At 33.4% G+C, this 23,388-nt stretch carries 22 protein-coding genes and 1 pseudogene; 8 read left to right on the top strand and 15 right to left on the bottom strand.

Annotation, left to right across the window (positions count from 1 at the left end; genetic code table 11):
- Positions 1 to 896: hypothetical protein (locus ACQKN2_RS01750; protein ID WP_427413392.1), on the bottom strand; the 896-nt coding region annotated here is incomplete at its 3' end.
- 811 nt (positions 897 to 1,707) lie between these two features.
- Here ACQKN2_RS01750 and ACQKN2_RS01745 point away from each other — a divergent pair.
- From ACQKN2_RS01745 to ACQKN2_RS01730, 4 genes are all read left to right on the top strand, one after another.
- On the top strand, positions 1,708 to 2,400 hold the full coding sequence (locus ACQKN2_RS01745; RefSeq protein ID WP_427413502.1) for a response regulator transcription factor: 693 nt from the start codon (positions 1,708 to 1,710) through the stop codon (positions 2,398 to 2,400).
- A 79-nt stretch (positions 2,401 to 2,479) separates the two neighbouring features.
- On the top strand, positions 2,480 to 3,403 hold the full coding sequence (locus ACQKN2_RS01740; RefSeq protein WP_427413391.1) for an ATP-binding cassette domain-containing protein: 924 nt from the start codon (positions 2,480 to 2,482) through the stop codon (positions 3,401 to 3,403).
- Positions 3,396 to 4,139, top strand: a complete 744-nt coding sequence (locus ACQKN2_RS01735; RefSeq protein ID WP_427413390.1) for an ABC transporter permease — start codon at positions 3,396 to 3,398, stop codon at positions 4,137 to 4,139. Before ACQKN2_RS01740 ends, ACQKN2_RS01735 begins: the two co-directional genes overlap by 8 nt.
- 23 nt (positions 4,140 to 4,162) lie before the next feature.
- A complete protein-coding gene (locus ACQKN2_RS01730; protein WP_427413389.1) occupies positions 4,163 to 5,062 on the top strand; it encodes a sensor histidine kinase in 900 nt (299 codons plus the stop codon).
- 296 nt (positions 5,063 to 5,358) lie between these two features.
- On the opposite strand, the gene ACQKN2_RS01725 is transcribed toward ACQKN2_RS01730, so the two are convergent.
- Both ACQKN2_RS01725 and ACQKN2_RS01720 read right to left on the bottom strand, forming a co-directional pair.
- Positions 5,359 to 7,338, bottom strand: coding sequence for a Na+/H+ antiporter (locus ACQKN2_RS01725; RefSeq protein WP_427413388.1), 1,980 nt, complete (start codon positions 7,336 to 7,338; stop codon positions 5,359 to 5,361).
- 321 nt (positions 7,339 to 7,659) lie between these two features.
- Complete coding sequence (locus tag ACQKN2_RS01720) at positions 7,660 to 7,914, bottom strand: hypothetical protein (protein ID WP_427413387.1); 255 nt, start codon at positions 7,912 to 7,914, stop codon at positions 7,660 to 7,662.
- 639 nt (positions 7,915 to 8,553) lie between these two features.
- Here ACQKN2_RS01720 and speD point away from each other — a divergent pair.
- Positions 8,554 to 10,059, top strand: coding sequence for an adenosylmethionine decarboxylase (gene speD / locus ACQKN2_RS01715; RefSeq protein WP_427413386.1), 1,506 nt, complete (start codon positions 8,554 to 8,556; stop codon positions 10,057 to 10,059).
- A 129-nt stretch (positions 10,060 to 10,188) separates the two neighbouring features.
- On the opposite strand, the pseudogene ACQKN2_RS01710 reads toward speD, so the two are convergent.
- The 5 genes and pseudogenes from ACQKN2_RS01710 to ACQKN2_RS01690 all read right to left on the bottom strand — a co-directional run.
- Positions 10,189 to 10,352, bottom strand: a pseudogene (locus tag ACQKN2_RS01710) (IS3 family transposase); the annotation flags it as partial.
- A 415-nt stretch (positions 10,353 to 10,767) separates the two neighbouring features.
- Entirely contained in the window at positions 10,768 to 12,246 is a 1,479-nt protein-coding gene (locus tag ACQKN2_RS01705) for an Lsa family ABC-F type ribosomal protection protein (RefSeq protein ID WP_427413385.1), read from the bottom strand.
- Positions 12,247 to 12,904: 658 nt separating this feature from the next.
- Entirely contained in the window at positions 12,905 to 13,960 is a 1,056-nt protein-coding gene (locus tag ACQKN2_RS01700) for a Cfr family 23S rRNA (adenine(2503)-C(8))-methyltransferase (RefSeq protein WP_427413384.1), read from the bottom strand.
- Between the two features lie 148 nt (positions 13,961 to 14,108).
- Positions 14,109 to 14,270, bottom strand: a complete 162-nt coding sequence (locus ACQKN2_RS01695; protein ID WP_427413383.1) for a hypothetical protein — start codon at positions 14,268 to 14,270, stop codon at positions 14,109 to 14,111.
- A 183-nt stretch (positions 14,271 to 14,453) separates the two neighbouring features.
- Complete coding sequence (locus ACQKN2_RS01690) at positions 14,454 to 15,044, bottom strand: undecaprenyl-diphosphatase (protein ID WP_427413382.1); 591 nt, start codon at positions 15,042 to 15,044, stop codon at positions 14,454 to 14,456.
- Positions 15,045 to 15,379: 335 nt separating this feature from the next.
- On the opposite strand from ACQKN2_RS01690, the gene ACQKN2_RS01685 reads away from it, so the two are divergent.
- The gene (locus ACQKN2_RS01685) at positions 15,380 to 15,778 is read left to right on the top strand and encodes a glucosamine 6-phosphate synthetase (protein WP_427413381.1); all 399 of its coding nucleotides are present in this window, start codon (positions 15,380 to 15,382) and stop codon (positions 15,776 to 15,778) included.
- A gap of 280 nt (positions 15,779 to 16,058) precedes the next feature.
- Here ACQKN2_RS01685 and ACQKN2_RS01680 read toward each other — a convergent pair whose 3' ends face one another.
- Positions 16,059 to 16,835: a class I SAM-dependent methyltransferase gene (locus ACQKN2_RS01680; RefSeq protein WP_427413380.1), complete on the bottom strand. Its 777-nt coding sequence runs from the start codon at positions 16,833 to 16,835 to the stop codon at positions 16,059 to 16,061.
- A 314-nt stretch (positions 16,836 to 17,149) separates the two neighbouring features.
- Complete coding sequence (locus tag ACQKN2_RS01675; protein ID WP_427413379.1) at positions 17,150 to 17,770, bottom strand: TetR/AcrR family transcriptional regulator; 621 nt, start codon at positions 17,768 to 17,770, stop codon at positions 17,150 to 17,152.
- Positions 17,771 to 17,924: 154 nt separating this feature from the next.
- Here ACQKN2_RS01675 and ACQKN2_RS01670 point away from each other — a divergent pair, with 154 nt between their 5' ends.
- Complete coding sequence (locus tag ACQKN2_RS01670; RefSeq protein WP_427413378.1) at positions 17,925 to 19,103, top strand: YhgE/Pip domain-containing protein; 1,179 nt, start codon at positions 17,925 to 17,927, stop codon at positions 19,101 to 19,103.
- A 146-nt stretch (positions 19,104 to 19,249) separates the two neighbouring features.
- Here ACQKN2_RS01670 and ACQKN2_RS01665 read toward each other — a convergent pair whose 3' ends face one another.
- The 5 genes from ACQKN2_RS01665 to ACQKN2_RS01645 form a co-directional block, all read right to left on the bottom strand.
- The gene (locus ACQKN2_RS01665) at positions 19,250 to 19,465 is read right to left on the bottom strand and encodes a hypothetical protein (protein WP_427413377.1); all 216 of its coding nucleotides are present in this window, start codon (positions 19,463 to 19,465) and stop codon (positions 19,250 to 19,252) included.
- A 15-nt stretch (positions 19,466 to 19,480) separates the two neighbouring features.
- Positions 19,481 to 19,684 (bottom strand): helix-turn-helix transcriptional regulator, encoded by a 204-nt coding sequence (locus ACQKN2_RS01660; protein ID WP_427413376.1) that lies wholly within the window; start codon positions 19,682 to 19,684, stop codon positions 19,481 to 19,483.
- 12 nt (positions 19,685 to 19,696) lie between these two features.
- Positions 19,697 to 20,083, bottom strand: a complete 387-nt coding sequence (locus tag ACQKN2_RS01655) for a hypothetical protein (protein ID WP_427413375.1) — start codon at positions 20,081 to 20,083, stop codon at positions 19,697 to 19,699.
- 556 nt (positions 20,084 to 20,639) lie between these two features.
- Entirely contained in the window at positions 20,640 to 20,849 is a 210-nt protein-coding gene (locus ACQKN2_RS01650) for a hypothetical protein (protein WP_376075702.1), read from the bottom strand.
- 333 nt (positions 20,850 to 21,182) lie between these two features.
- Positions 21,183 to 21,713 (bottom strand): GNAT family N-acetyltransferase, encoded by a 531-nt coding sequence (locus ACQKN2_RS01645; RefSeq protein WP_427413374.1) that lies wholly within the window; start codon positions 21,711 to 21,713, stop codon positions 21,183 to 21,185.
- Positions 21,714 to 22,205: 492 nt separating this feature from the next.
- Here ACQKN2_RS01645 and ACQKN2_RS01640 point away from each other — a divergent pair, with 492 nt between their 5' ends.
- On the top strand, positions 22,206 to 23,375 hold the full coding sequence (locus tag ACQKN2_RS01640) for a multidrug effflux MFS transporter (protein ID WP_427413373.1): 1,170 nt from the start codon (positions 22,206 to 22,208) through the stop codon (positions 23,373 to 23,375).
- Positions 23,376 to 23,388: the final 13 nt, after the last annotated feature.

The raw sequence follows: 23,388 nt of genomic DNA, 5'->3' as shown, positions 1-23,388 counted from the left end.
TGTACTTTTTCTTTAGAAATCTCATCTAAGTTAGTTGGTTTACTTACTGTTTTTTTATCTACCTTCATTCCAAGAGCTTCATCAAGTTGTTTTATTGCTTCCTCTATCGTTAATGTACCTGCCTCTACTAGGTTGAAAATTTCTTGTACTTTTTCTTTAGAAATCTCATCTAAGTTAGTTGGTTTACTTACTGTTTTTTTATCTACCTTCATTCCAAGAGCTTCATCAAGTTGTTTTATTGTTTCTTCTTTCGTTAATGTACCTGCCTCTGCTTGGTTGAAAATTTGTTGTACTTTTTCTTTTGAAATCTCATCTACGTTCGCTGGTTTACTTACTAGTTTTTTATCTACCTTCATTCCAAGAGCTTCATCAAGTTGTTTTGTTGCTTCTTCTTTCGTTAATGTACCTGCTTCTGCTTGGCTGAAAATTTCTTGTACTTTTTCTTTAGAAATCTCATCTACGTTCGCTGGTTTACTTACTAGTTTTTTATCTCCCTTCATTTCAAGAGCTTCATCAAGTTGTTTTGTTGCTTCTTCCTTCGTTAATGTACCTGCTTCTGCTTGGTTGAAAATTTCTTGTACTTTTTCTTTAGATATCTCATCTACGTTCGCTGGTTTACTTACTAGTTTTTTAACTACCTTCATTCCAAGAGCTTCATCAAGTTGATTTATTGCTTCCTCTTTCGTTAATATACCTGCTTTTACTTGGTTAAAAATTTCTCGTACTTTTTCTTTAGAAATCTCATCTAAGTTAGCTGGTTTACTAACTTGCCCTTTCACAAATTCACTACCTTCAATAATTTCAGTTGGGACTTCGGCAGCAAATGCAGCTCCAAAAGTTGAAAGCGCAAATACAGCACCTAAAGTTGTAGCAGCCAATTTCTTTCTCTTTTTCATAGTTTTTTTGATCTCCTTTTAAAGTAATTTGTCTTACAGTCTTGATTGTATAGGCGTTATCTGTAGTTACTTTGAAGACTATCTAGAGATTATCTGGAGATTTTGGAGCATCTGGAGTATTTTTCCGAAAAATATTAGCTCTGTGCAGTAAACCATAGTAGATTTGAGTTCCAGCATTAATTCAATTTTCTACAATGGAAAGTCCATCTACCATTTTTCGATCTTTTTATCATATTCTTTAGCATCATAAAGCCGGAAAAGATGTCCAAAAGCACACGAAATGACATAACCATTTCCTTCAATGAAACCATCATTTTTGCTTTTAATTTTTAAAGCATCTGCAATATTCTTTGCTACGGATGGATTCTCTGCAAATTATTAATCTAAGTCCCACTTAAAATCAACCTCCCCTATTCTTTTTCTCTTTCGAATTATTCATTTTAGAAAAACTTCATTAAGGCTCCTAAATAAAAATAAGAATATTTTGCACTTCTTTTTTCCGCTTACTTCCTCAACCCAGAATATACGGTACTGGTATAAACAGTACATTCCAATCAAATACTCTATTGTGTTACTTGAGAACATTTTGTAAATGAACATTTTATTCGCTCTAAAAATTTTCACCTTAATAAATCTCTCCTTATAGCCATTTAGAGAAATTCCCTGCCATTTTAGAGAGTAAACATCATAATGTACCATCAATGTTTTTTAGGGTAAGGAAAGAATCAGATTCTTTATTAAAATAAGTTTGAATATGAATGATTTATTCTGTAATATAAACAAGCCTCATAGTAAAAGGAGTTGATAGATGATGGCACAATTAATCAACATATTAGTTGTTGAAGATGACAATGATATAAATCAATTATTATGTAGTATCGTTGAAAAAAGTGGATATGCTTCACAGCCAGCGTTCTCAGGAACAGAAGCAATGATTTACTTGGAGAAGCAAAATTGGGATATGGTATTACTAGATCTAATGCTTCCTGGTATGAATGGAGAAGAAATATTGTCAAAAATAGTTGAACAAAGTAACACGCCAGTCCTTATTATTTCTGCTAAGCTGGAGCAGCAAACTAAAATTGAATCGCTAAGATCGGGCGCAGATGACTATATTACGAAACCATTTGATATAGATGAAGTATCAGCGAGAATTGACTCCCATTTGAGAAGATATCGTCGTATGCAGGAACTTCCGACGAAAAAAGAATTAAGGCACAAAAACTTAGTGATTGATACAGAAGCTAAAAAAGTAGTTGTTGAGGGGAAATCACTCGCTTTTACAGCTCGTGAATACAACATTTTAGTACTTCTAATGTCATCACCTAACAAGATTTTCACGAAAGAGAACTTGTTTGAAAATGTTTGGAATGAACCATTTTATGGTGATGATAATACCATTAATGTTCATATGAGCAATTTAAGAAGTAAGCTCTCTAAAGTTAGTCCAGATGTTGAATATATCGAAACAATCTGGGGAATGGGCTACCGTCTTAAATCTTAAGCTTTTCTTTAGATTTAACTTAAGCTTCTCTTATGTTCTTCTTACTATACTAAGTATATCAACTAAGGGAGGTACGTATATGAAAGATTATGTACTTAAGACAAATCAATTATCAAAGCAATATAAAAACCAAGTTGCTTTAAATAAAGTGAATCTATCGATTGAAAAAGGTTCTATTTACGGTTTTATTGGGCAAAATGGTGCTGGTAAATCCACGCTAACTCGTATAGTGGCTGGATTAGCAATGCCAACATCGGGGACAGTAGAACTGTTTGGAGAAACGACTAAAAGGAAGTTAATTCAAGCTAGAAAGCGTATTGGTGCTACGATTGAGCAACCTGCAATATATCCACATATGACAGCTACTGAGAATTTAGAAGCACATAGACTTTTAAAAGGCGTCCCAGGTAAAGAATGTGTTCAAAAAACACTAGCACTTGTTGGTCTTCATGATACAGGAAAAAAGAAGGCAAAGAATTTTTCTTTAGGTATGAAACAAAGACTTATTCTTGCGATTGCTCTTTTAGGAGATCCAGAATTTTTAATTCTCGATGAGCCCATTAATGGATTAGACCCTATGGGAGTTGTAGAAATAAGAGAGTTATTAAAAAAGCTCAATCGTGAAAAAGGCGTTACTATACTGATTTCAAGTCATATTTTAAGTGAACTTCATTTGTTAGCTACTCATTATGGCTTCATTCATAAGGGAGAATTGATTGAGCAAATGACACTTCATCAGCTAGAAGAGAAATGTCAGCAATATTTCCATATTAAAGTAGATAATACCGAAAAAGCTGCAACTATCATTGAAACTGTGCTTTCTACTAATGATTTCGAGGTCATGCCAGATGGTGTGATTAGACTATATAAGTATCTTGATCAACCAGCCAAAGTTTCTACAGCATTAGTTAACGCAGGGTTAATCATTGAACAGTTTAAGTCAATGGGTCAAGATTTAGAAAGTTACTTTACAAAGCTTATTGGAGGAGTTCAGCATGGGTAATCTATTAAAATCAGAATTATTTAAGTTAAAAAAGGATACATCGTTTAAAAAACTAACATTGGCATTGATAATAATTGCTGTCCTTTTTCCTCTTATAGCTTGTATTAATGGAACAGAGCAATTAAGCGTTAACGAAGTATTTTTAACTATCATTGGTAGAAACAATTACGTGTTAAAATTAATCCCATGTCTTTTAGCTGGTTATTTTATCGCTAGTGAATATTCTTTAGGTACAATGAAAAGTATAACATCTTCGGGCAATAGCAGAACTAGAATTTATATCTCCAAATTAATGGTATTTTCATTTGGAGCAATCATTTTTTCAGTAATATTACCAATTGGTATGACAGGAACTGGGGCTATTCTTTCTCAATTTAACGATATGCCTGATTTAAAATACTTTGCTCAAATAATCATTTTTACCATGTTGTATGCAGCAGCATTTGCATCAATTATGATGGCATTAGCAACAGTGTTTACGGATAGCGGAAAAACGATTGGCTTGTTAATCTTAATATTCCTTTTATTTGATGGTGTAATGTTTATGTTAGCTAGTAAGATCACTTTATTTGAATATATTTACAACTATTCGGTATTTAAGTTATCATATGACTTCATTAATATAAATTCTTTGGAAAACATGGAAGTATTTAAATTAGCGATCGTCCCGATTGTAACTTATGTGATATTTGGATTACTTGGAGTATTTGCATTCCAAAAGAAAGAAATTAAATAAATAAAAAAAGAAAGGCGAGTGAAATGATGATCTATATAGTAATTATATCTGTTATAGCTGTATTTTTTATCCTCATTCGCTTTTACTTATTGAAACTGGAACTAAAACGAGTTACTCGACAATTAAATCAGTTAAACAATAAAGTAATCTCAAAGAAAATAGACCTAACTTTTTATGACAAAGATCTTGAGAATTTAGCAAAAAATATAAATGAACAAATTGATTTAACGAATGAAGCAATTTTTGAGAAATTAAGAACTGAAAATGAAATGAAGCAGGCAATTGCAAATATTTCGCATGATATTCGTACGCCAATGACGTCTATATTAGGTTATATTCAATTTTTAGAATCCGATGATATTGGTCATGAGAAAAGGATAAAATACCAAGAGAACATTAAAAATGGAGCAATACGATTAAAGGTTTTATTAGATGAGTTTTTTGAACTATCGACTATTGAATCCGCTGATTATCCATTAAAGGTGGAAAATGTCAAATTAAATAAACTGCTAGTTGAAGTGTTAATTGGTTTTTATGATGATTTCAATAAAGCACTGATCGAACCATCAATCCTTATTCCAGAGGATGAAATTTTTATTACAGGCGATTCATCAGCTGTTAAACGTGTAATAGAAAATTTAGTTTCCAATGCGATTAAACATTCGAGTGGCAATGTTACTATTCAACTTGTTAAAAATCCAACATCTGTTCAACTTAATATAATGAATCCCGCCAAAGAGTTAAAAGAACAAGATCTCCCTCTTCTTTTTGATCGTTTTTATAAAGTTGATCAAACGAGGACAAAAAAAAGTACAGGTTTAGGATTGTTTATTGCAAAAAGTCTCATGATAAAGATGGATGGAAATTTATCAGCAGAATTAAATGGAGATCAATTACTGATGAAATGTGAATGGAAAAATTGATGTTTCTCTATTGTTTTTATTTAACATTTAATTCAAAAAGAAAATAAGCATATTGGAAGAACAGTTAACTTAAATGTTAGCTGTTCTTTTTATTGTCTAAAAACAATTACTAAACAACGAACTAAAAAAAATTCACGATAAAACGTGGATCACACTTTGCAGTACTCCTTGGTTATTTAAAACTATTCCAAACGTAGTTATTCAGTTACCATTTTTCGCAATATACCCATTGTTATAAACAGCCAATCCACTAAAGCAAATAAAAAGCCCAGCAAATCATGCTAGGCTGCCACCATTTATTCTTCCTCTTCCAGTAAAATAACACTTTCTAAATTATTTACAAATCTTCTTAATTCTTTTGCTTCTTCATTATTTAAATCACCAGCTTGATACCATTCATTTATAAGATTTCTTTGTGCTTCAATTGCTATTAAAGCTAAGTATTCTTTTTGTTCTTCCTGTATTGAAGATTCTATTTTATAAGATGGATATTGTAAGTGACGATAATACATCTCTACTTTTTGCCCAATATCTAAAGAGAATTCATTCGTTTCTTGAACATGCTTGATAATTGATGATGACACGTAATTTGTTAAATCTCTTTTTACAGCATTAATTTGTTCTACAACATTGGCAGGTTGTTTGCTCATCTTCCGTTCACGTAAAAAATTACGTAAGCGACGTTTTAACAAAGTAAATGGTCGGTTATTTAACGAGTCTTTTCTTTCTTTAAGACTATACTCGATTTCATGTTGAATGGATCCACTTATTCCATGATCAGCCATATATTGTTTCGTATAGATTATTTCTAGTTCCAACCCAATATTTCTAATTTCCAGTACTTTTTGCTTGTACGCTTGAAGTGCCTCCTCAGACTGTTCTCGCTTAATATTCAATAACATTGCGTTATATTGATTCATTAACCTTAGCGCTATAGGAGCATTTTTTTCATCCGTTTCAAGTTGAATACTATGCATTGCATGTTTGATCATTTTTCGTTTTTCATCCATTAAATTAGACTGTTGGGCTGTTTCTTGAGTGTTTAATAAAGGTAAAAATATTGTAGCCATTACTAAGGTGAATAATATAACACCTGCAGCTAAAAAGATGAGCAATGGACGTTCAGGAAATAATTCTCCACGATCTGTTAATAGCGGTAATGATAATATCCCTACCATCGTAATAGTTCCACGTACCCCAACAAGTGTTGTCACAATATGATCCTTGATTGTTGTTACTTCTTCGCTTTTAGATAGTTTTTTATCCAGTACATTAAAGAACATCGTCCAAATAAAGCGGATCAATAACACCATCAAACCAATAGCTAATACGTATAAAATAAGTATACTATTGTGTATTTCCTCACTTGCGAGTATAGAATTTGTAGCAGAAGGTAGCATCAACCCTAGTAAAATAAAGATAACTCCATTTAAAGTAAAAGTAACGATAGACCAAACATTTTGCGTAACCACTTGTTCCTGTGCAATGATACTTTCCGTTTTTTCTTTAATAATAGTTGCAACAATCCCTCCTGCTACAACTGCAATGACACCTGAAGCATGAAATAATTCTTCTGATATGAAAAATAAAAGAAAGGGTGTTAGAACTTGTAGCAAGACGTAAAATGTTATATCCACAATTCCTATACGACGGAGACGAAGACGTATCCAAAATAATACTAATGCACCTAATATCCCGATAAATGCACCTATAAAAAACATGTAAATAAAGTCATTTGTTGCAGATTTCAATGAAAAATAACCTGTTACAATCGCCGCAACTGCATATTTAAACGCGATTAACCCGGATGCATCATTGATTAAAGATTCCCCGCGAACTAAATTCATAATACGATCTGGAATATGAACTCGTTTGGCAATACCATTTACGGCCACTGGGTCAGTAGGCGATAAAATGGCCATTAAAGCAAAGGCAGCAGCTAAAGGAATCGATGGAATCATCCAGTGAACAAAAAGACCACCAACAATAGTCGTTAATAATACTAATACAATAGCGTTTCCTAAAATCGGTAATCGCATTTTCCATAATTGTTCACGAGGAAAATGTGCCCCATCATAATAAAGTAACGGTGCAATAAACAATAGCAAAAACCATTCTGACTCAATCTCAATAGTGAAGTTCTTTGCTACTAAAGCAACTATAATTCCAACTGCAATTTGTATTAGAGCAATCGGAATGAAAGAAATATAATGTGCTAGAACATTTGTCACTAATAATAATACAAGTAGCATTAATATCGATATTAAGATTTCCATGCACGGCCTCCTTTTTGTAAAGAATTATGCCTTCAATTTTTCTAAGTCAACCAAATTTTAGCCGACTAATCCCCCTTTTACACATATTTACTGTAAAATATAGCTTTTTTAACAGTTAGTATTTATTTCACAGACTGTTTTACACTCAATTTCTCCGCCATCCAGTGTTTTATACGCTACAATAAATAATGTTAAAGACGTTTCCTTATAGCGAAACGGCTTTTTGTAATAAAAATAGTAACAAGTATCATTTTTTGAATCAAGAATATTAATTATAATAATAATAATTGTTAATTATACTAAAACTTGCTTAAAGGTTTATTATGATACTTCCATCTTCTTTTTACTTTTTAAGCACAAACCTAATCCTAACTCTATCACTGCATTCACAATTGAAAATATGAATATATCATTGTTACCAGCAATAAATGCATCAAACGAAATTGTTCCTTTCAGCTTTTGAATCGCATCAGCAGTCATACCTACCATCTCACCCTTATGTTCTTCTAGCATTTCCTTACCATGAAATTCTGTACGATTCGATATCAACGTAACAATAAGACTTGGACACTTCATCTGGTTTTAGTGCATTCAGTGCGTTTGTTTGTAGAGGCATTTGTACCATTCCTACACCAATTAAGCGAATGGCATATGTTAAACAAATAACCTATGAAGAAGTTGCTAATCCCAAATTACCTAAAATCACTGAAGACACAATCATTAATGGAAAACCGACAGTTTCCCATTAAACGGTGCTAATAACCGTCTTCACCTTGTAACGAAAATTCACGGGAATAGATGGAAAGTTCTTAAAACTTTGTTCATACTTGAATTAACATCTCAAGACATAATAAAAAGCCACACCATGGATGTAACCTTTATATCATCTAAATCCTTTCCTGTTAAATTACACTATTAAGCAAGAATTTCTAAAACTTGTTAAATTTATATTTCTATTGTATAGTAAAAATACTATTTTATTAAAGGGTGAACTTTTTGTTAAATGTAGAATTCTAATCTAAATCAACTTTATAGCTTAATTTTGTAAACAAACCACCTAATTAGGTGTAATTTGTTGTGCAAAAAATAGCAAGATTAGAATTAGTTAGCTTCGTATAAACATTTTAGCGCGACTATTTTTAGTCGCGCTTTTTCTATTCGTTGATTTAGATAATTTCAATTTTTTCTATTCAAAATTGAGAGGACGAATCTACAATGCAAAAACAATTACAACAAATTACAGCTAATATGCTGCTTGAAGAAAATTATCACACATTAGAAAAGGCTTTACTTGCCTTATATTTCCATAAAAATTGTACAACCAAATCTTTAGCTTATATGACAGACTTACCAATACCTATCGTTTCTGCAATGAAGAAAGAATTTGCCAAGCAAGGATGGGGTAAACATAGCTTAACGAAAAAGGGCCAGCTTGCTATCTCACAATATTTTCAACTCTCAGATGCTAATGCTAATCTTTATTTTCAATTAACGACAGATGATACATTTCGTACAGAATGGATTGCACAAAATATTAGCGAGTTAAGCACTATTTATGATGCTAGACCCACAGCTGACGTAGCAATAGATCAAGCCAAATGTACAGTTGATACAGCATTAAAACGTGCATTGCTCGCACTAGACTATACGATGCTACTCAATAAGCGCATTTTATGTTTAGGCGACGATGATTTTATTAGTATTGCATTAGCATTTTTACTAAAGAAAATCGCTCCACATTCTGCAACTAAAATTGTTGTATTAGATATTGATAGACGAGTTTTAAGTACAATTAGTAACATAGCTAAAGACTACGAGCTTCCGATTAAAGCAGATTATTATAACGTTCAGGAGCCTTTACCTAAAACATACGCCCATCAGTTTGATTGCGTATACACAGATACGCCGTATACCTTGATTGGCGCTCAACTCTTTTTATCACGTGCAATTAATGCACTAAAGCCAGAAGCAATGCGGCATGTGTTTTTTTCCTACGCAAAACGTAGCTATCAAAAGCAGTGGGCGCTACAGCAAAGCTTACAAGCAATGGGCTTCGTGATCAATAGTATTAAATACGACATAAACACCTATGAAGGTGCGCAGATTTTAGGCGCTACAAGTCAGTTAATCATATTACAAACAACTGAACAAATGATTTCCCACATTCCTAATCAGCGTAAATTTACGCGCCCTATTTACACTGGAGAAGTTGAGCGAAAATCAGTCGTTTATCAGTGTATTCATTGTAAACACTCACTTACAGTAGGTGCTGACAATCAGTACACTACGATTACTCAGCTTCAATCCCGTGGTTGTCCTAGCTGCAAAAATAAAAAGTTTTCACAAATAAAGAGAATAGTACAAAAAATGCAGGATCAGCATGCATTAGGCCATCATATTTTATTAGAGTTGCATGATTGCGATGTAGCATTACTTAATGACTTACAAAAAATCACAACAATTATGTGTCAAGCTGCCCACAAAGCAAAGGCAACGATTGTAACAGAAAATTTCCATCATTTTTCACCTTACGGGGTTAGCGGTGTCGTCATTATTCAAGAATCACATTTGACGATTCATACGTGGCCAGAGTACGGCTATGCTGCAATAGATGTTTTCACTTGTAACAGTAAATTAGCTCTACAAGAGGCAGTACAATATATTACTGAGCAGTTTAATGCCGGAAATGCTACACAGCATTACGTATATCGAGGTAAATAGAAAAATGGGTAATACTTTAAGCCCTTTAAATGCAAAAGCAAAAGAAAAACAACTTGTTAAAATGACACCTACGTCAAGGACACAATAAAAAAAGAGATTAAGCAACCAGAAGGTGATTCCTAATTGAATTTGAATAGGGGTCATCTTTTTTAAGTTCCACTGATACCGATAATTGTTATAGTAAACCATTTAATGATTTATTTTTGACTTTAGCTCTATTAATGTTTTACAAGATTGATAGTCTACTTTTCATCTTTTAAATGACCAAAAAACGACTCTTGGGGCACATTGTCCCCTTGTCCCTGTATCTTGAATTTCAAAAATACCTGTAGATAAAACACTCTTTTTCAAGTGTCCCAATATTACATCGTATACATTACTACCCCACCCTAATACTGAGCTTGGACAAACGTTAAGTATCATATATCTCTGTCATTTCATATGTAAATAAACCGATATTTTACAATAAATAAAAGAATCCATTTTGAAAAAAGATTGATCAAAATGGATTCTTCTTTAAAAGGTTTTAACTTTCATAAAGTGGAAATTTAATTAGTGGGGGGTTTTCTTCATCCCCCACTGATTATTAGTTGAACAAATCGGGCTTTTACGGGCAGTTTATCTCCCACCTAACTTCTTTGCTTTTGCCGAATTTTGAAGTGAAGGTATTACTGCCCGTTAAAGCGGGATATAATAGTTTGATCATTTTTACAGAGTTATCGTTTTTGTTGCAATTGTTTGTTGAAATGCTTGATCATGCTCAACAAAAACCATTGTGGGATTAAATTTTTGAATAAGCTCTTCAATCTGCATGCGCGAATAAATATCAATAAAATTCAACGGTTCATCCCAAATATAGATATGCGCTTTTTCACATAAACTTTTGGCTATAAGCAGCTTTTTCTTTTGCCCACCAGAGTAATGAGATATATCTTTCTCAAATTGAATTCGGTCAAAGTCCATCTTACGTAGGATAGATTTAAATAACGTTTCATCAATCCCATGCTCCTCAATAAAGTCCGATAACAGTCCCTTCAAATGAGAAGTATCTTGTTGGACATAGGAAATAGTGAGACCTGAACCTACATACATGGAGCCTGTATGCTGTATCGGATCTCCTTGAATGAGTTTGAGGATACTACTTTTTCCGCTTCCATTCTTCCCATCAAGCACAATTCGGTCACCTTGTTCAAGTTTAAAGCTAATTGGCTCATTCACTATTTGGTCATCGTACTGAACAGACACATCGGCCAAAACAATCAATTCATTTGCATGAAACGACAGTGACTCTAATTTTAACGACTCGGTTTTTTCCACATTTTTCAGCAGTTTTGACTTCTCTTCAATCGCTTTTTGCTGCCTTGATTCAATGTTCTTTGCTCTCTTCATCATCTTCGCTGCTTTATGTCCTACAAAACCTTTGTCTAACTTAGAGCCTGAATTTGTTGTCCCATTTTTGGAAGCTTCCACTTGATTAGACCAACCTGATGTACGCTTTGAAGACTGTTTTAATCGCCCTATGTCTTTTTGTAGACGCTCATTAGTTGCCTCTTCATGTTCTTGCTGTCGATCAAAATTCAACTTCCAAGAAGAATAGTTACCACTTTGAACTTCAATATTTGCCCTATTTATAGATAAGATATGGTCAACACAGCCATCTAAAAAGTTTCGGTCATGTGAAATTAATATAAACCCTTTTTTCTTCCTTAAATATTCAGAGACCATCTTTCGAGCTTCCGTGTCGAGATGGTTAGTTGGCTCATCAATTAATAAAAATTGACCCTCAGTCAAAAAAAGTGCAGCAAGCAACACCTTTGTCTGTTCTCCATTTGATAATGTTTTAAATGGTCGATACATAGCCTCGGCGTCAACGTCTAGATAAGATATTTCACGAAGAATTTCCCAATCTTCTGCCTGGGGGCAAATTTCTTCCATGATTTCATGCGTATACTTATTTTTATCCGAAACTGGATAAGGGAAATAATTAAATTCTACCGAAGAATTGATTTTCCCACTATACTCATAATTCCCTAATAATAAATTAAAGAATGTTGTTTTTCCTCGTCCATTTCTACCGATAAATCCAAGTTTCCAATCCGTATCTATTTGAAAGTTTACATTTTCAAAAATATTGTCAAAGCTGCTTGGATAAGAAAAAGTTAAATTTTGAACTTGTATCATTGACATAATAATTCCTCCCTTGTATATCAACACTTTTTACTTTTTATACAAAGTCGGCACATCCATCAATTCTAAATTTCTCCGCATAAGTTTGATGGATATTAACGACTTGTACGGAGCATTACATGCGTAACAACAGTATCTGAATCGCTCATTTCTCTCTCCCCTTTATTAAAATCAACTATGCCTCGGCATAATTGCTTCCAGAATCGGCTTTGTGCAAGCACAAAGAACTCCTTACCGATTCTGTGACATCCGCCGGAGGCTTTGGGCCAACACGATGTTGGTCACTCAGGCGTTTTCATAGGATGTGAAGTTCTTAGCCTGAGTTCCTCTTTTCAGCGAGTATCTTTGCTGAAAGAAGTTAATGTTTATGAGAGAATAAAAAAATCCTCCCAAGTAGTAATTGGAAGGATTAGTCATTCACTTATATTAAATAAGTGTTCTTTTTTGCCATAGGAACCATGACAAATAAAACGTAAACTGATTTATAAAAATGGACAGACTAATCCTATATTTTGTAATTTGAAGTTTGAAGTTGTTCATTTCAAATAAAAATATAGTTTAGTTAATCATCGTCCATTCATCAGTCCTCTCATAATTTGTATTTTTATTTTACCAAATTTTTTTATGAAATACAATTCAGTATCATTTTCATTTAAAATTACTGCTTGTTGCTCTTTTCGTAATTACCATACAACTGACCACAAGCAGCATCGATATCAATCCCAAATTGACTTCTAATGGTCACATTAATACCGGATGATATTAATTCTTTGTAAAAATTCACAACATGATCTTCATCAACTTCTCCAAATTGTAAAGGAGAACTGACGGTTGGGTTATTTTTGATTAAATTTACATGATACAAACGCCCTTCTTTAAATCGACCTTTTAATAAACTTACTACTTCTTTCGCATGGTCATTAGAATCATTCACACCAGGTAACAAAATATAAGCAATATATACTTTTCTTGATGTTGTTCGTATATGCTCATCTAATGTGTCCATTACATCTAATAATGGATATCTATCATTAATCGGCATTAACTTACTCCGTTGTTCATTAAAAGGAGAATGTAACGAAAACGTCAAATTAACTTGCGGATAATTCAGCGTCATTTTTTTTATACTTGGGATAATACCAATAGTTGAAATAGATATCCTACGAGGGCTTAAAGCAAACAACGTAGGATCAGTAAGTACATCTAAGGCATCAAAAACTTGTACATTGGCTAACGCTTCACCCATCCCCATAAAAGAAATACTATCAATGGAGTGACCTTGTAAGTAAAAATGGAGGATTTGGTCAGTTATTTCATCTGAAGTCAAATTTCTTTTTAATCCAATGTCACCTGTTGCGCAAAATTTACACCCAAAATTACATCCGCACTGAGAAGATATACAAAACGACTCCCACCCAGCTTTATATTTCATATTGACCGTTTCTATTTTTTCGTTTCCTGGAATTTCAAATAAGACTTTAGTGACTTGCTCAGAATGCTGTTCCTTTAAAGGAACAACATCTAAAATAGACTCTCCAAATTCCTGAACTAAAAATGCTCTTAACGATTTTGGAAGTACATTCATTTCGTTGAATTTATTTATTCTTTCTTTAAAAATGGCATTCAATAGTTGCTTCATTCTAAAATCAGGATAATTGTGTTCCTTTAAAAAATCTTTCATTCTTCTATACTTATTGTTTAGTTTTAATTGCATTTCTCTCATCCTTCCATAAGACTCTCTATTTTTATAGGAGTAAATAGAAAGGAGTTGTCTATCCCTTAAAAACAAACGCAAAAAAGCACCGCTAAATTACCGGTGCTAAACTTTAAATAAAATATGCTCAAATAAATTAACAACGACTCTAAGTCATTGCTTTGTCATTTATTTGCCATAGAGGGAAAGCGCCGATAACTGTTTTTATATGGTTGTATAGCTTAAAAAAGGACAGACTACTCCCTTTGTGCGCTAAATCATCACCAATTTTTACGTTTTTACCGAATAGAATTCTAAAAACAGTTAACATTGCTTACACCTCCTTTTGCTAAATTCAATATTGAGTAATCTAACATAAAAGCAAATAAATGTAAAGCACAGTTCATTATTACAAATTATTAATCTATATATTCTTTTCTTAACGAAACAAAGAGCCACATAAAAATGTGACTCTTTGCTTTGCTTTGCTTTATTAATTTCCCTGACGTAGATTTTAATGGCTGAATTTTGCTAAAAAAGGGATTCGTTTCGTTAGTCTATTATAGATATTGAATAGGATCTGTACGACCGGCTCCAATTTTTTAGAAAACTTGATAATGACAAAACTTGCGCCAAATGACAGAAGTGCTCCGCCAATTACATCCGCTGGATAATGAACGCCGACATAAATACGAGAAATACCTACTAGGATGGCCCATACCAATACAGGATATTTCCACGAGTCTTTTCGTAAAAGCAACGTACATGCTACAGCGAATACTAATACTGAATGATCACTTACAAACGAAGAATCATTAGCATGTGGTACTAATTGATGAACACTATATGTGATAAATGGTCGTGGATGATAGTAGACCATGTGAATGAGTGCGTTTAAACCCAATCCTAGTAAACATGTAAAGACAATGTATAAAGCAGTGTATTGTTTTTCTACCCTTTTTTCTTTGTTTGCAGTAAACCATAAAAATAACATGAATACGATTACGACATAAGGAACGCTATCGGTGATGAAAATCATCCCTTTATCCAGAAAAGGATAGCGACCCGCTATATCATTAATCCATTGAAATAGTCCATAATTCATTTTGTAAAACTCCTTGCTTTTAATTTCTTAGTAAATAAAGTTCTCCAATTCATTTTGACATGTAACAAGTAATGTCTTTTCAGGAACTCAATGTTCAAACATTGCGACATAAATCACATAAATCCAGTTGAATACTTACTTACGTTCATAAATGACGTCATTATAAGCCACATAGTTTCCTTAAATATTTAGAAATAAAAAAACCATTCATCAACAAACATCCGTCGAAATGGCCTTATTTACAATATTAAATCCTAAACTAGAAAATATTATAGTAAGCTAGCAAAAATCAGTGGAAAGATGATAAAATATTCTCATAAAGGGGGCTCGCAAATATGGGGAAATTAAGCAAAAGGAACATTCTATGGATTGTGCCAATCGGGATTTTAGGGGTATTCTGGTATTTTTACGGTCCACAAAAGGACATTACAGAAAATGATTATATTACATATGTTAAAAACTATTCATTTGAAAATAGTAATAAATCGTTAGAATCTGGCTTTTCCAACACTTGTAAAAATCCATATTGGGTATATTTTGAAACTCAAAAAGGACAGGACGTTGTAGAATTTAAAGGAGATTGTCCTGTCAATAATAAAACCGAAAAAGTGAATGTTCAATTTTTAGTTGATCAGGATATGACAAATGTGAGATACGGTGCAATGCTAGTCGATAACAAAATGCTGGAGGAAGCGGATCGAGATAAATACCTAGTTGCATTAGTAGGTAAATAAATAGATCAATTATGCCTCGGCAAAATTGCGTCCGGAATCGGCTTTGGGCCAATGTGATGTTGGTCACTCAGTCATTGCCACAGGACGTGGCGTTCTTAGACTGAGTTCCTCTATTACAGTGGGTGTTTGGACACCTGCTGAAAGAAGTTAAAAGCTCTCGTTTGAATAGCGAACGAGAGCTTCATTTTATTGAAACGACGGATAGTAGAGCCCTACTGAAGGAATGAATTACTCAACCGACGGATAACGCCTCTCTACATTGATAAAGAATCCTTAATTATCACTTTACAGCTTTCCAAATGGTCCATCTATCCTTTTCCATAATAGATCTCTCAGTTGAAATGGACTTATCAATATAATTCACTAATTCACTTAATTCTTCTTCGTCTAACTCGTGTAAGATACTTCTTCCTGTTCTTTGCCGTAAATCGTTTAACAATTGATCTTTCTGTTCATACACATTTCTTGTTTCCCATAATTTCACTGCTGTAATCTCACTAAAACCAATTTCCTTAAGGGTCTCAACTACTAAATCACTACTATGTCTGCGTTTAATTTCTTGTTCCTTTAATTTTGGAAACCGTTCAAAGAAATAGCCTCTAATATGGCAGTCATCCCCTTTTAGTAGACAATCTTCAGGAGTCCGGTCTTGGATAATATAGACCCCTTTATCCTCCAAAATCCTATATGCCTCTTGAAAACAAGCCTTTACATCTTGGATATGATGAATTAAAGCTCGTTCCAGTACTAACTGAAAGCTCTCATCGTCTAAGCCTGTCGCCAATGCATTTCCTTGCTTGAAAGTTATATGATGATATTGTTTACAGTTTTCTTTTGCCCCAACGAGCATTGTCTGTGAAAAATCCACACCGATCACAGAAGTTACGCCCATATCGGCTAATGCTTTAGCGTAAATTCCTCCGCCACAGCCAATGTCCGCAGCCCTAGCAATACTCGTGATAGGGACAAGTTCTTTCATTGTTGCAATCCATGAATGGTCAGCATCACGAGTTGTATAAGTAGTTTGATTGTCCTTATTGTGAAAATCAATTCCCATCTTCATCACTCTTTTCTGTTTTTAATACCAATCTTTATGGATATTCTTGCTAACACTATTTTACAACTTCTCTACACATAAGTAAAATTAATGTTAATCATAAATTACCATAAGTTATTGTTATCAAAAGTTAACAGTGATTAAAATCATTATTGTAAAAATTCGATCGTTTCAGCTGTCCGCTTCCGCTACGGATTTCCCCAAATCATCGTTGGATTTTCATTTAAATCTTACTTCCATTCATTTTGCCTTTATCTATTCTTCTTCCGTACCTCTTACAGTGCCTCTTCACTCATCCAAGGGACTCTCTACTCCTACTCGCTATCTTTTTCAATAATTGAACGTAATCCACTAGCTTCAAAAGGTCCGTTTATCATTGTTTCTACCAACATAGTAGCAATTTCCTCTGGAGATTGTTGCATATCGTGTTGCAGCCAGTACGTAATAACCCCTAAAAGGGCATTTGAGTTATACGCTAATATTAATTCAATTGGAAACCTCCATTTGCTTTTATCAATACGATTAACTAGATAAGTATTGAAGTATCTCACGAAAAACTGTCTCATTTTTTCATGGAAAAATGGATCACCATGTGGACCTAATATTAATTTTAGGAAATCAGCTTCTTCATAAAACACTTGTAAAATTTGGATCATTATAGGCAATCGTTTATGTTTAAACTGATTGATATTCAAATCTAACTGTGCCCCTTCATCTAAAATGACATTGAATTTTAAAAAAATTTCGTTCTCGTACTGTTCTAATAAATTGTATTTATCTACGTAGTGTAGATAAAAAGTTCCACGATTAATATCGGCACGCTCCGTAATATCCCGAACCGTGATCGCTTCAAAGTTCTTTTCAGAAAGTAAAGAAAAAAATGCTTGTTTAATGTCATTTTTCGTTCGTATAATTCGTCGGTCCGTTTTTGTCATGAAATCATTCCTTCCTTTTAATGAACACATTTTTATATTTGTTGAGTATTGAACACTTTTGCAGCTTTTGATTATAGGAAGTGATTTTTTTAGAGTATATAATCAAGCTAAGAAATAATCAACACGATGTACATTATCTGAAAGGAGAATAATTATGAAAGAAAATAAGTTTTTCGGTGTAGCCTTTATTGCTGTACTCTTATTATCCTTCATTTTTGTAGCAACACAAATTCCTGGAGCACATTCATCCCCTAAAAATCTTCCAATCGGTCTTGTTCTTGAGGATGGGGGTAACATGGGGCAAACGTTTGTCGAGATGATTCAAAAAAATGCACAAGCAACAAAGGAAGTTCCCTTTAAATGGGTAGTATTAAAAAATGAACAAGACATGAAAGAAAAATTAGCGAATCAAGAATTATATGGAGCTATTTATATCCCTAAAGATTTTTCTGAAAAGTATGCTTCATTCCAAACACCAACACCTACATCAGCAATGCTAAAAATTTATATAAACCAAGGAAAAAATGCAAACGCTGCAACTATGGTTACTCAAGCTTTATCAACAATGGTCGAAAAAATGAATGCCTATGTCAGTGCCCAATTATTAGCTGTTTCTGAAAAAAATAATATGGCGTTAAATGCTAATCAAGCACGTACTTATTCAACGCCTATCCAAAACGAAATAGTCACTGTACATGAAACCGGTAAATTAGGCAATGCACCACTATCATTCTTCCAGCCGATTTGGATCAGTAGTTTAGTCAGTGCTATTCTGTTGTGGTTCACTGGAAGAAATCGTAAGTTTAATTCTGCATTGGAGCAAATGAAATTCCGTGGACTTCAGGCTCTAATGGCCATTATCATTGGTTTATTTGGAGGATATTTATTAACTTGGTACACCACTTGGATGCTGGAATATGAGTTTTCAAATTTTAACCATGTTGCTCTATTTTTATCACTGACTTGTACTACATTTATTTTATTTATACTAGCGATCACTACATGGATCCAATTTGCAAGTTTACCGATTTTTATTCTATTAATGTTCTTTGGTTTACCTCTTCTACAAATCGCACCAGAAATGATGCCTAGCTTTTACGCTGATTGGATCTATCCATGGTTACCGTTCCGCTTTATGTTTGAAGGATTAAAGGAGATTCTTTTCTTTAACGGAGAACTTTGGAGTACAGCAGCAGTTACATTATGCTGGATTGCTGTTGTAAGTATTTTAGTAGTACTTCTATCTGTAGTAAAACGGAGTTCCTATAAAGAGGATAATTCATCAAAAAGGAAAATTTCCGAGGATGGAGAAGAAGTTTCAATCGAAATTTAAAAGAGAAGTCGAAACAAGGTAGTGTATTTTATACAAAATATGGATTTTATAAAAATAAGCACAAAATAACCAGGTACTCAAATTATTAAATGAGTCCTGGTTTTTTCCTAAAATATATAAGATTAAACGAATGGCAGATTTTAGGGTTATCCTAACAATAAAATAGCTACTCCAACAATTACACAAACAATACCACTTAAAAACTGGCCGATTCCAGATGCTTCCCCCATTAAAAAAAGATTAAATATATTTTTACTTTTTTGAGTCTTCCCAAAAATACCATCATCTGATTTCATTCGATAAATTCCCCAAGCAGTTAAAACAATCCCAAAAATGATAAAAATACTAACTAAACCTAACATACTTAAATAAACTCCTTATTTGTCATTTTCATCAAAAATAAAAACTTCCTCAATCGATTTATTAAAAATCGATGCAATTTTATAAGCAAGTAATACAGAAGGATTATACTTCTGATTCTCAAGAGAAATAATCGTTCTTGACGATACACTTACACGATCAGCCAATTCTTGTTGAGTTAAATTATGCAGTTTTCTTAAATCTCGTACTCTATTCTCCATGTTCGCCCTCCTTTAAAGGACTCGATCATAGAAAAATTTCGTTACATTATTGAGGATGAAAAGAGCGAGTATTAATAGTAAAAGAACCGCTTTTACAGATAATACAATAAAATTACTCAAAAATAGCAACACTATTATTAATGACGTTATACATTGCATAGTTATATTTGAAGCATGTCCATCAATAAGAGCATCTCTTTCATCATATTCTTTCGATAAATCATCCTCTTTTTCTGATTTTCTTAAATAAATCGTTAGCGATGCAATCAAAATAACAGTACCAGTAATGAAAAGATAGATAGCTGACACTTTATCTGTTTGATTCACCAAAAGACTAATAACACCTAACATTATTGCAAGTAACGCTATTAATAATCTTTGAAATAACTTTCGTTTCAAAACAATCTCCCCTCTAAAACATGAAGTTTACTTCATGTGAAGTTAACTTCATATTAACTTCTTCTTAAAATAAATTCAAGTTAAATATTTGCCAAATGATGAAAATTTTATATAAAACCCTAAAAAACTTATTAAATTTGCGCCACACCATGTTTAAAAATGAACGTTAATAGGAGAAAATAACGTTGAATTTTCATTGTTTTTGAATATAAATTAGAACACGTACATAAACAAAAATAATACCAAATACTGCAAAAATCTTGTATTTGGCATTTAATAATATGTAGCTATAATATTTGTGACTTGACCCATTTAGCTGTTTAAATTTTATTTATTTCTGCTTTCGCTACATCTTTACATGTTGTTTTTAATCCTCTCGCTCATTTAAAGCTACCAAAGTGATGTGAAAAATAGTAAATCGCAATTCCTATAAAGACGATTCATTAAAAGAAATTTTATGGATGAGGAAAAATTTAAGATCAATCATATTACATGAAACACAACAAAAAAACTCATGCAATGTTCATTACTTTTTGCATGAGTTTTTTTATTTTGTTTATTTTACGGACTGGATTATGTTTAGCTCGAGTATTCGAATTTCCTTATTTAGCTTAGTAATGGCTGCTTCTATTTGTTCAAAGCGTTCCAAATGATTTTTACTGACATTGTGCGTGGGTAGTGCTTCTTTTAGCGCTGCCTGCCCTGCATATAGAATTTCAAGTAAATCCAACTTTTCAAAATAAGCTGTGCTATATTGTATCTCCATTCTATCAAAGCTCCTTACGTTACTTTTTCACTACTAATAAAACGATGCCTTTATTAGCACTATAACCGAAAAAAGTAAGCACAAAACCATATCTTAGTTATCATTTATTATCCAATAAAAGGTATACCGATATTAAAAACATATTTACGTAGGTTAAAAGATTTATCATCAATAAAGTGAAACTTTAATCAGTGGTGTTTTCTTCATCCCCACTGATTATTAGTTGAACGAATCGGGCTTTGACGGGCAGTTTAGCTCCCACCCAACTTCCTCATTTTGCTAAATTTCAAGGTAGGATTATTACTGGCCGTTAATAAGGGAGTAAGTAATTCCTTATCTATTGTTTAAAATGGAATAGACAAATGTATCGTGTGCCTGCCCATTTTGATACATATAATCTCTAAGAGTTCCTTCTTTTTGAAAGCCTATTTTGGTTAGCAGCTTATTCGAAGCTTCGTTTTCAAGAAATACTACAGCACCTATACGAGTCAGCCCCATTTGCTGAAAGCCATACGACACAATTTCGGTAACCGCTTCTTGCGTATATCCTTTTCGCCAATAATCAGGATTAATTTCATAACCGATTTCTGCTCGTCTATGTATAGGCGACCAGGCGTGAAAACCGATTGTCCCGATTATCCCCTTTATTCCCTTCCTTTCAATGCCCCATCTTATTCCTCTTTTTGCAGCAAAGTTCTTTGAAAATAATTCCACTAAATCTTCTGCTTGCTGTAACTCTATAAATGGTTCTTGTCCGTAATAACGTGTGACTTCTTCATTAGAAAAACAATTGAAAAGGCTTTGCGCATCATCCTGCGTCAGCTCTCTTAAAATAAGTCTTTCGGTCTCTAAATTTGGAAACACATACTTCACCCCCTTTAATAACATCTATTCTCCATACTTCTATTAAAATCCTTTAAAAACAAAAAAGGACACCAAATAGCATAACGTGAGGTTGATTTCCGTTCCGGCTGTGCGCTTTCCTGGGGGCGTCCGATGAGCCGCTTCACTCGCGTTGCTCGCTCCAGGGTCTCATCTGTGACGCTAATCCCCAAGGAGTCACCCAGCCTCCACTCCAATCAACTTTTATACAAAGCAGAAGTTTTAATAAACATAACGCTAAACTAATATCATTTTCCAAATTTTTAATATATATTGAAATTATTTCTATTTAAGTCTATTAAAATTAACAAATATCTCTATAATAGAAGCTAGACTATGCACTCCTACTTTAAGCATATTTAGGTGATTGAAAATGACATCTTATGAACGAATACTTATAATGGTCCCGCCGTTTCCCTAGCTACGTCTACTCTTTTCTAAAGAAGTAGATTTTGCTTGTAGGAGGGCAATAAGTTGAAAAAATATGTAGCACCATCTTTATTATTAATGATTGTTCTTGTAGCTTTTCCACAGATTAGCGAGACAATCTATACACCATCTCTACCTGATATATCGGATGCATTAAATGCTTCTAATCGCTCTGTACAGTTAACCTTAAGTATTTATTTTATAGGGTTTGCTATGGGGGTCTTTTGTTGGGGATGGCTTTCTGATTTTATTGGACGAAGACCAGCTATGCTGGGCGGTTTAATTTTCTATGGTATTGGAAGTTTCATGTGTTTTTACGCAGAAACTATCACTTTTCTATTAATTAGTAGATTTATACAAGCTTTTGGGGCAGCGACTGGCTCCATTATAACGCAAACCATTTTGCGAGAAAGTGTATCTGGTAGTAAAAGACATGCGATGTTTGCGCAAATTTCTGCAGTGATTGCGTTTACTCCTGCAGTAGGGCCGCTGATTGGTGGCTGGGTCGATCAAGCACTTGGTTTTAGAGCTGTTTTCTTTGTGCTCGTTGCGATGAGTATTTTGTTGTTTATCTACGCTTATTTCAGACTTCCTGAAACAACAGATAAATCAACGAGAAAAAGAATAGCTATTTTCCCAGTTGTAAAGCGAATGATTTCATCTCCAAGAGTTCTTGTCTTTGGATTGCTAATTGGCGGGATAAATGGTGTGTTATTCAGTTACTATGCTGAAGCTCCTTTTATCTTTATCGACCACTTTAATTTATCTCCAGGACTTTATGGATTCCTTGGCATAATCGTGGCTCTTGCCTCTATTATTGGTGCAATGATTTCCAAAAGATTGATCAGCAAATATCAGCCGGAAAAAGTTATTCATCTCGGTTGTTTTGTCATGACGGTTGGTGCTTTATTACTACTAATCGTTAGTATTTTACCATTGCCTACTATCGTCTTACTAATGGGCATTTTAGCGACCCTTTTTATTACGTTATTAGGATCAGGAATGGCTCTACCTAATTGCTTAAGCCTTGCGCTTGTCAACTTTCAAGACGTAATCGGGACAGCTGGCGCGATTTTCAGCTTAGGCTATTACTTACTCGTAAGCTTCATAACGTCAGGTATGAGTTTCCTGCATAATGGTTCATTGATGATGATGCCACTATATTTCTTCATCTTAACGATGATACTGTTCATATTCGGAAGAAAAATTTATTGATTAAACTATTGTA

Origin of the sequence: Lysinibacillus sp. NPDC093688 (assembly GCF_050280145.1) — a bacterium.
Classification (GTDB): Bacteria; Bacillota; Bacilli; order Bacillales_A; family Planococcaceae; genus Lysinibacillus; species Lysinibacillus xylanilyticus_B.
The sequence above is the reverse complement of the archived record's forward strand: the minus strand, read 5'-3'. Positions and strand labels throughout refer to the sequence as shown.

Excerpts from the sequence above, each read along its gene's own strand:
- ACQKN2_RS01650 (WP_376075702.1), bottom strand. The coding sequence starts at position 20,849 with ATGGAGATACAATATAGCACAGCTTATTTTGAAAAGTTGGATTTACTT.
- ACQKN2_RS01745 (WP_427413502.1), top strand. The coding sequence starts at position 1,708 with ATGGCACAATTAATCAACATATTAGTTGTTGAAGATGACAATGATATA.
- ACQKN2_RS01660 (WP_427413376.1), bottom strand. The coding sequence starts at position 19,684 with ATGGAGAATAGAGTACGAGATTTAAGAAAACTGCATAATTTAACTCAA.
- ACQKN2_RS01700 (WP_427413384.1), bottom strand. The coding sequence starts at position 13,960 with ATGCAATTAAAACTAAACAATAAGTATAGAAGAATGAAAGATTTTTTA.
- ACQKN2_RS01690 (WP_427413382.1), bottom strand. The coding sequence starts at position 15,044 with ATGAATTATGGACTATTTCAATGGATTAATGATATAGCGGGTCGCTAT.
- ACQKN2_RS01675 (WP_427413379.1), bottom strand. The coding sequence starts at position 17,770 with ATGACAAAAACGGACCGACGAATTATACGAACGAAAAATGACATTAAA.
- ACQKN2_RS01680 (WP_427413380.1), bottom strand. The coding sequence starts at position 16,835 with ATGGGAATTGATTTTCACAATAAGGACAATCAAACTACTTATACAACT.
- speD (WP_427413386.1), top strand. The coding sequence starts at position 8,554 with ATGCAAAAACAATTACAACAAATTACAGCTAATATGCTGCTTGAAGAA.
- ACQKN2_RS01720 (WP_427413387.1), bottom strand. The coding sequence starts at position 7,914 with ATGAAGTGTCCAAGTCTTATTGTTACGTTGATATCGAATCGTACAGAA.
- ACQKN2_RS01695 (WP_427413383.1), bottom strand. The coding sequence starts at position 14,270 with ATGTTAACTGTTTTTAGAATTCTATTCGGTAAAAACGTAAAAATTGGT.
- ACQKN2_RS01735 (WP_427413390.1), top strand. The coding sequence starts at position 3,396 with ATGGGTAATCTATTAAAATCAGAATTATTTAAGTTAAAAAAGGATACA.
- ACQKN2_RS01730 (WP_427413389.1), top strand. The coding sequence starts at position 4,163 with ATGATGATCTATATAGTAATTATATCTGTTATAGCTGTATTTTTTATC.
- ACQKN2_RS01725 (WP_427413388.1), bottom strand. The coding sequence starts at position 7,338 with ATGGAAATCTTAATATCGATATTAATGCTACTTGTATTATTATTAGTG.
- ACQKN2_RS01665 (WP_427413377.1), bottom strand. The coding sequence starts at position 19,465 with ATGTTAGGTTTAGTTAGTATTTTTATCATTTTTGGGATTGTTTTAACT.
- ACQKN2_RS01670 (WP_427413378.1), top strand. The coding sequence starts at position 17,925 with ATGAAAGAAAATAAGTTTTTCGGTGTAGCCTTTATTGCTGTACTCTTA.
- ACQKN2_RS01705 (WP_427413385.1), bottom strand. The coding sequence starts at position 12,246 with ATGTCAATGATACAAGTTCAAAATTTAACTTTTTCTTATCCAAGCAGC.
- ACQKN2_RS01740 (WP_427413391.1), top strand. The coding sequence starts at position 2,480 with ATGAAAGATTATGTACTTAAGACAAATCAATTATCAAAGCAATATAAA.
- ACQKN2_RS01685 (WP_427413381.1), top strand. The coding sequence starts at position 15,380 with ATGGGGAAATTAAGCAAAAGGAACATTCTATGGATTGTGCCAATCGGG.